Annotated in this window: 12 protein-coding genes; all 12 read left to right on the plus strand. The window is 65.7% G+C overall.

Features of this window, described 5'->3' with window-relative positions; genetic code table 11:
- The first annotated feature begins 10 nt into the window (after positions 1–10).
- Positions 11–793 (plus strand): ABC transporter ATP-binding protein, encoded by a 783-nt coding sequence (locus DYI42_RS15885; protein WP_213546980.1) that lies wholly within the window; start codon positions 11–13, stop codon positions 791–793.
- Complete coding sequence (locus DYI42_RS15890) at positions 790–1,401, plus strand: hypothetical protein (RefSeq protein ID WP_213546981.1); 612 nt, start codon at positions 790–792, stop codon at positions 1,399–1,401. The genes DYI42_RS15885 and DYI42_RS15890 overlap by 4 nt, the downstream gene beginning before the upstream one ends.
- A 37-nt stretch (positions 1,402–1,438) precedes the next feature.
- Positions 1,439–2,137 (plus strand): hypothetical protein, encoded by a 699-nt coding sequence (locus tag DYI42_RS15895; RefSeq protein ID WP_213546982.1) that lies wholly within the window; start codon positions 1,439–1,441, stop codon positions 2,135–2,137.
- Between the two features lies 1 nt (position 2,138).
- Positions 2,139–2,954: an ABC transporter ATP-binding protein gene (locus DYI42_RS15900; protein WP_213546983.1), complete on the plus strand. Its 816-nt coding sequence runs from the start codon at positions 2,139–2,141 to the stop codon at positions 2,952–2,954.
- A 2-nt stretch (positions 2,955–2,956) separates the two neighbouring features.
- Complete coding sequence (locus DYI42_RS15905) at positions 2,957–3,337, plus strand: hypothetical protein (protein ID WP_213546984.1); 381 nt, start codon at positions 2,957–2,959, stop codon at positions 3,335–3,337.
- Positions 3,334–3,732 carry a hypothetical protein gene (locus tag DYI42_RS15910; protein WP_213546985.1) on the plus strand — a complete coding sequence of 133 codons (399 nt, stop codon included), beginning with the start codon at positions 3,334–3,336 and terminating at the stop codon, positions 3,730–3,732. The genes DYI42_RS15905 and DYI42_RS15910 overlap by 4 nt, the downstream gene beginning before the upstream one ends.
- Positions 3,729–4,181: a hypothetical protein gene (locus DYI42_RS15915; RefSeq protein ID WP_213546986.1), complete on the plus strand. Its 453-nt coding sequence runs from the start codon at positions 3,729–3,731 to the stop codon at positions 4,179–4,181. The genes DYI42_RS15910 and DYI42_RS15915 overlap by 4 nt, the downstream gene beginning before the upstream one ends.
- Positions 4,181–4,555, plus strand: coding sequence for a hypothetical protein (locus DYI42_RS15920; RefSeq protein WP_213546987.1), 375 nt, complete (start codon positions 4,181–4,183; stop codon positions 4,553–4,555). Before DYI42_RS15915 ends, DYI42_RS15920 begins: the two co-directional genes overlap by 1 nt.
- On the plus strand, positions 4,552–4,959 hold the full coding sequence (locus tag DYI42_RS15925; RefSeq protein WP_213546988.1) for a hypothetical protein: 408 nt from the start codon (positions 4,552–4,554) through the stop codon (positions 4,957–4,959). Before DYI42_RS15920 ends, DYI42_RS15925 begins: the two co-directional genes overlap by 4 nt.
- Complete coding sequence (locus DYI42_RS15930; protein ID WP_213546989.1) at positions 4,956–5,369, plus strand: hypothetical protein; 414 nt, start codon at positions 4,956–4,958, stop codon at positions 5,367–5,369. The genes DYI42_RS15925 and DYI42_RS15930 overlap by 4 nt, the downstream gene beginning before the upstream one ends.
- A complete protein-coding gene (locus tag DYI42_RS15935) occupies positions 5,369–6,379 on the plus strand; it encodes a branched-chain amino acid ABC transporter permease (protein ID WP_213546990.1) in 1,011 nt (336 codons plus the stop codon). The genes DYI42_RS15930 and DYI42_RS15935 overlap by 1 nt, the downstream gene beginning before the upstream one ends.
- On the plus strand, positions 6,376–6,743 hold a 368-nt coding region (locus tag DYI42_RS15940), incomplete at its 3' end, for a hypothetical protein (RefSeq protein ID WP_213546991.1). The genes DYI42_RS15935 and DYI42_RS15940, both read left to right, overlap by 4 nt.

A 6,743-nucleotide genomic window follows, 5' to 3' on the forward strand; every position in this document is an offset into this window, starting at 1 on the left:
GGACATCCGCATGATCCAGGTCGAGAACCTGCACAAGCACTTCGGCGGCTTCCATGCCGTCGATGGGGCCACGCTCACCATCCAGCCGGGTTCCATCACCGGGCTCATCGGCCCTAACGGCGCCGGAAAAACCACGCTTTTCAACGTTGTGGCGGGCGTTCTTGAACCCACGTCGGGCCGTGTGACGATGGACGGGGAAGACATCACCGGCCTGCCCCCGCACGCGCTCTTCGGCAAGGGCCTGCTGCGCACCTTCCAGATCGCCCATGAGTTCAGCTCCATGAGCTGCCGCGAAAACCTGATGATGGTCCCCGGCGGCCAGTCGGGCGAAACGCTCTGGAACACCTGGTTCGGCCGCAAACGCATTGCCGATGAAGAGCGCGCGCTGCGGGCCAAGGCCGACGAGGTGCTCGAATTCCTGACCATCGAACATCTGGCCGACCACAAGGCAGGCCAGGTCTCCGGCGGGCAGAAAAAGCTTCTGGAGCTGGGCCGCACCATGATGGTTGACGCCCGCATCGTCTTCCTTGACGAGGTCGGCGCCGGGGTGAACCGCACCCTGCTCAACACCATCGGCGACGCCATCATCCGGCTCAACAAGGAGCGCGGCTATACCTTCGTGGTGATCGAGCACGACATGGACTTCATCGAACGCCTCTGCGACCCGGTCATCTGCATGGCCGAGGGCAAGGTGCTCGCCGAGGGCACGCTGGCCGAGATCAAGGCCAACGAGCAGGTCATCGAGGCCTATCTCGGCACCGGCCTTAAGCACAAAAAGGACGTCCCCGCATGAAACGCGCCCTGCTGATCCCGCTCCTCTCCGCGCTTCTGGCCACGGCCCTTCCCGCCTCCGGGCAAGAGGTGATCGGGCGGGCGCTCGTCGAGGGCAAGATGGTGGAGATCCTCGACAACCAGACATGGCGCTACGCCGGTGCCGAAAGCGATAGCCCGGGATGCAAGCAAATCCATAGCGCCGTCACCTTCTGCGGTGATCCGACCACCTGGACATCAACGCCCCCGTCTGCCCCCGACGTCGCCGCCGCATGGCGCCACGACGACCGCCACTATGCGCAGTTCATCATCGAGGGGCTGGGCACGCAGGACGGCCTGACGCGCGAGCAGATGCGCAAGATCGTCATCGACAACGCCGCCTTTGCCACGAACCAGCCCGCCAGCTCCATTCCAACCCTTCTGGTGGAGCCCGCCACGATCGACGGGGAGGAGGCCGAAACGATCGTCTATCAGGTCGACTTCGACGGGCTGAAGGCGGTGTTCGCCAATACCATCCTGATCCGCGAAGCGCTCGTGGTGCAGGCCCTCACCTACGCCATCGGCCCCACCTACACTGAAGATCACATGGCGCTCCACGCCGACTTCCTGAAGAGCACCCGCCTTGACTGATCCGCGCCCCACGCCACGCCTTTACGGAGGGTGCAGCGTGATCGCCGGCCCTGGCATCGCGCTCGTCCTCACGCTCTTGACCCTGCCCGCCGCCGCGCAGCAGGACGTGCCGTTCCTGACAACCGATTACCGGGGTCACACCATCTTCCTTCATGAAGATGGCACCTGGGCCTTCTCCGATCCATCCACCACCCTGTCCCAGGTCAGCCCTTTCTCCGAGGGCGGCTGCCTGCCCGCCGCCGACGGGCGCATCTCCTATTGCGGCCTCCCCGAGGGCTTTGCCGCCGACATGTCCGTCAGCACCGGCACCTTGGAAGAATACAGCTTCACCGACACCGCCAGTGGCATCGGTTTCACCCTTTCGCTCGACAAGCAGTACGGCCACGCGGGCGATCTCTCCTACTACGAGGACATCGTTCGAAATGGCGGCGAGGGCGACTTCATGCTCGCCATGATCCAATGGTTCACCGGCATGGAAATGGAGGGCGAAACCGCCACCGTCCGCGACGGCATCGTCGTGCTCGAAAACGGCTACCGGTTCGAGGCCGACGAAGGCGCCGGGCTGGCCGACTTTTCCGTTGATATCATGACCGACACACAAACGCTTTCGATCAACACAAATGCCTTCAGCAACCAAAGCACCGGCCCGCTGCCCGACCTGACAGAAACCATCGCCCGCCTCACCGCCAACATCACGATCGACGGCACGCCCCTGCCCGAATGGAAGGCCCGCTGACATGTCCGACTATTCCAGCCGCGGCAACACCGACCGCTCCATCACCAACCCCCGCCCCGCAGGCACGCTCACCGCCTCGCCCGGCACCGGCGAACCCGTGACCAGCGGCAATGCCTTCCTGATCGGCGACTGCATGACAGGCGGCTACGGCAGCGGCCCCGACATCCTGCACGATTGCACAATCGCCGTGGACCCAGGCGAAATCGCCGTCATCGTCGGCCCCAACGGCGCGGGCAAATCCACCGCGATGAAGGCCGTCTTCGGCATGCTCAACATCCATAAGGGTTCCGTGCGCCTGAACGGTGAAGACATCACCGACCTCACGCCCCAGGCCCGGGTGCGCGCCGGCATGGGCTTCGTGCCGCAAACCAACAACATCTTCACCTCCATGACCGTCGAGGAGAACCTCGAGATGGGCGCCTTCATCCGCGAGGATGACATCACCGGCACCATGGAGCAGGTCTATGAGCTCTTCCCGATCCTGAAAGACAAGCGCCGTCAGCCGGCGGGCGAGCTTTCCGGCGGCCAGCGCCAGCAGGTGGCCGTGGGCCGCGCGCTGATGACCCAGCCCAAGGTGCTCATGCTCGACGAACCCACGGCGGGCGTCTCGCCCATCGTGATGGACGAGCTCTTCGACCGCATCATCGAAGTCGCTCGCACCGGCCTGCCAGTGCTAATGGTCGAGCAGAACGCGCGCCAGGCGCTTGAGATCGCCGACAAGGGCTATGTGCTGGTCCAGGGCCGCAATGCCCACACCGGCACCGGGCAAGAGCTGCTGAACGATCCTGAAGTTCGCCAGAGCTTCCTGGGAGGATGAAGATGCTGCGCCAACCCCTTGCCATTGCCCTGTTTCTGGCCCTTCCAGGCGTCGCCACGGCACAATCCGACGAACCGCCGCAGGAGTGGCGTTGCATCTCCGCAAACCACACGCTCGCCGTCTCCGTCATGCCCTCCGATGCCCGCCCGGCCCTCTTCACGCTCGATGAGAAGGTCCAGTCCGATGCCAAGCTGACGCGCCGCAATGGCAATATCCGCCTTTTCGCCGCCGCCACCGCCGACAAGCTGTTTCTCGCGCTCCACCTCCGGGCGGATGGCAGCAGCGAGATCCTGCACCAGCCCATGGGCGGCGAAAGCGTGCTCGAACCCGCCACCTGCGAAGGCCGCGCCGGGCTCATCGCTTATCTGGAGAGCCGCCTGTGACGGGCCGCCATGTTCTCACGGCTGCGGTTGCCCTCCTCTCGATGGCCCTGCCTGCCACGGCGCTCACCTGCACTCCCACCACAAGCTGCACCATCGAGGGCAGCTGCGCGGCAGGCAGCCCCGAGAGCGCGTTCCGGCTGGCCTGGCTGGACAGCGGCCAGCTTTCGCTCGCGCCCCTGGATAGCCCCGCGCCGGGCGAGCCGCCTTTGCACCTTACCGAAGCCCCGGGCGGGGATGCCGCCCTGCGCAGCTTCATCACCGCCACCTCCGGCGCGGGCGACGCGGTGCTGCTCACCCTCATCGATGGCCGCCACTTCACACTGTCCGTCCACGGCCATATCAATCGCACCCCATATGCCTTCCTCTCGGAAGGCTCTTGCGAGGGAACCCTATGAAGACATCTCCCCTGTCCATCGCTGCCGCGCTCTGCCTTCTGGCGTCCACCCCGGCGCTGGCAGATCTTACCTGCACGCCGCAAACGGCCTGCAACTCACGCGGCCATTGCGACCTTGGCCTTGCGGATGGCCCTTTCCAGCTCCAAGCGGAGGGGCGCGATCTCGTGCAGGTCTACGGCAAGGGCCGTGGACGGCCCGGCAAAGCTCAAGGCAACGGCGCGCTGAATGGCAAGCTCAACGAAGTTCTCGGGCTGGGCCGCGCCTACAAGCTCTCCCTGCTGCCGGGCGTACGGGACAGAACGGCCAGCTACGCCCTCGCCGGGTCGGAGCGCGAAGGCACCCGCCTTCTCACGCTCCACCGCCGCGCGTTCGCCCTGACCCTCCACAAGCCTGTCGACGGTCGGGTCGGCACGCTCACGGTCACTGGCACTTGCGAGGGCCAGCTCTGATGCGCGGCCTGCTTCTTTGCCTCCTTCTTCTCCCCGCCCCGGCGCTCGCCGCCGAAGAAGCGCGCTGCCGCTTCGACCTCGCAATGCTCTCCAACGGGCAGTTGCGCGAAGTGCGCCAGTCGGTGCTCGTCACCGCCGAACGCCACCAGGCGCGGGTGCGGGTCACCCGGCAGGGAAGCTGGGGAGCGGTCCGGCGGCAGTTGTCCGACGGCTCCGACCAGATCACCTTCGATACCGACTCGACCGTCGAAACCATCACCATCCGGGGCCGTGGCATCGCACGATGGGATATCCGCTCAAAGGGTGGCCAGCCCGTCCCGAACGGCGTTGCCGGCTACTCCGGAAAGTGCGGCGACTGGAGGCGCAAGAAATGATGGAGCACATCAAGGTCACCCGCTACCTCGTGGCAATCACACTGTTTATTGTGCCAGCTGCGGCAAAGGCCGTAGGCTACGAGTGCAACTTTACCCGCTACTGCGTGGAAGAGCGCAGCTGCCAGCCCTCCGGCCTGACGCTCCACATCCGCCCCCGCGCTGAAGCCAGCGCACCCGACCAGTGGGAGATGGAAACCGGCGGCGCGGCCACCGCCCGCACCATTCCCGTCCGCCAGATCCGCGATCCGCTCGGCGACAGCCACAGCTACGTCTCAGGCATGGAATACGACACCATCCACCTCGTCTCGATCTTCAAGCGCGGCATCACCCGCTACTCGATGCACAACTCGGTGGAAGGCATCCAGAGCCAAAACTTCCACGGCACCTGCAAGGTGGCCCCGTGATCCGGCGCGCCGCCCCGCTCGCCCTCGCGGCGGCCCTGCTCTCGCCCGCCTCGCTTTCCGCCGAAGGCGCGCGGATTACGCTCGACTGCGGCTTCCAGCAGAGCTGCTCCGAAGCCGGTCAGTGCAGCCCCTACGGCGGCTCACAAGTCTTTACCCTCGCGCCAGAGAACACCGACGTCGCGGGTAGCGGCGACTGGACGATCGCGCTCGGCGAAACCGCGCCCCTGCCCGCCCGTGGCCTCTCCCGCACTGGCCCCTGGACATGGCAGCGCCCCGGCGACGGCCACCTGCACAGCCTCGTGCTCACCGGCACCGACAGCGCCATGTGGGTCCGCCAATGGCTGCCCACCGAGCTCTACCCAGAAACCTATGCCGAGGTGGATTTCATGCTTTGCGAGGTTACCGGCTGATGGACATGCTCAACGCCTTCGTGGCCCTGCTCAACTTCGTCATCATCCCGGCGGCCACCTACGGCAGCCAGCTCGCGCTGGGCGCGCTCGGGGTGACGCTGATCTACGGTATCCTGCGGTTTTCCAACTTCGCCCACGGCGACACGATGGCCTTCGGCACCACCATGACCATTCTCGTCACCTGGGGCCTGCAAGCCATGGGCATCACCTTCGGCATCCTGCCCACGGCGCTCCTCGCCCTGCCTTTCGGCATCGCCGCCACCGCCCTGCTCGTGCTGGGCACCGACCGGGCCGTCTACCGCTTTTACCGCCGACAAAAGGCTGCACCGGTGATCCTCGTGATCGTCTCCATAGGCGTGATGTTCATCCTCAACGGCCTGACCCGCTTCATCATCGGCGTTGATGACCAGCGCTTTGCCGATGGGGCGCGCTTCGTCATCTCCGCCCGCGATTTCAAGGAGATGACGGGGCTGGCCGAGGGCCTTGCGCTGCGTTCCACCCAGCTTCTGACGATGGTCGTCGCGGCGATCTGCGTGGTGCTGCTGTTCTGGTTCCTCAACCGCACCCGAACAGGCAAGAGCATGCGCGCCTTCTCCGACAACGAAGACCTCGCCCTGCTCTCTGGCATCAACCCCGAAAAGGTCGTCGCCGTCACCTGGATCATCGTCGCCGCTCTCGCCACCATCGCGGGCGTGCTCTACGGGCTCGACAAATCGTTCAAGCCCTTCACCTACTTCCAGCTCCTGCTGCCCATCTTCGCCGCCGCCATCGTCGGCGGGCTCGGCTCGCCGCTCGGGGCCATTGCGGGTGGCTTCGTCATCGCCTTCTCCGAAGTCACGGTGACATACGCCTTCAAGAAGGTGGCCACCTACGTGCTGCCAGAGGCGCTCGCGCCCGACGGGCTGCTGCAACTGCTGACCACCGAGTACAAATTCGCCGTCAGCTTCGCGATCCTGGTGATCGTCCTGCTCATCAAGCCCACCGGCCTCTTCAAGGGGAAATCCGTATGATCCGCGCCGCCGCCCTCTGCCTCTTCGCAGCCCCCGCCCTGGCCGACACCCGCGCTTCGGTGGATTTCACCTGCACCTCCTCTCAGCGCTGCGAGCCCGGCGCGGGCTGCTCCCCGGTCAAGCGCGCCGTTCAGCTGCACCTCAAGGGCAAGGCGCCCGACATCTTCCTGACCCATAACTTCATGTTCAGCCAGGATCAGGCCCCAGCCCGCGCGATCCCGGTCGAGGCGCAATCAGGGCCCGACCGGCTCACCTTCGTCTTCTCCGATGGCTTCCCACCCGTTCCGTTGCTCACCATCCACGCCGATGGCAGCTTCCGCGCCGATACCGCGCTGGCCACCACCACGCCCTACCTGACAGGCAC

Source organism: Vannielia litorea, from assembly GCF_018424695.1.
Taxonomy (GTDB): Bacteria; Pseudomonadota; Alphaproteobacteria; order Rhodobacterales; family Rhodobacteraceae; genus Vannielia; species Vannielia litorea_A.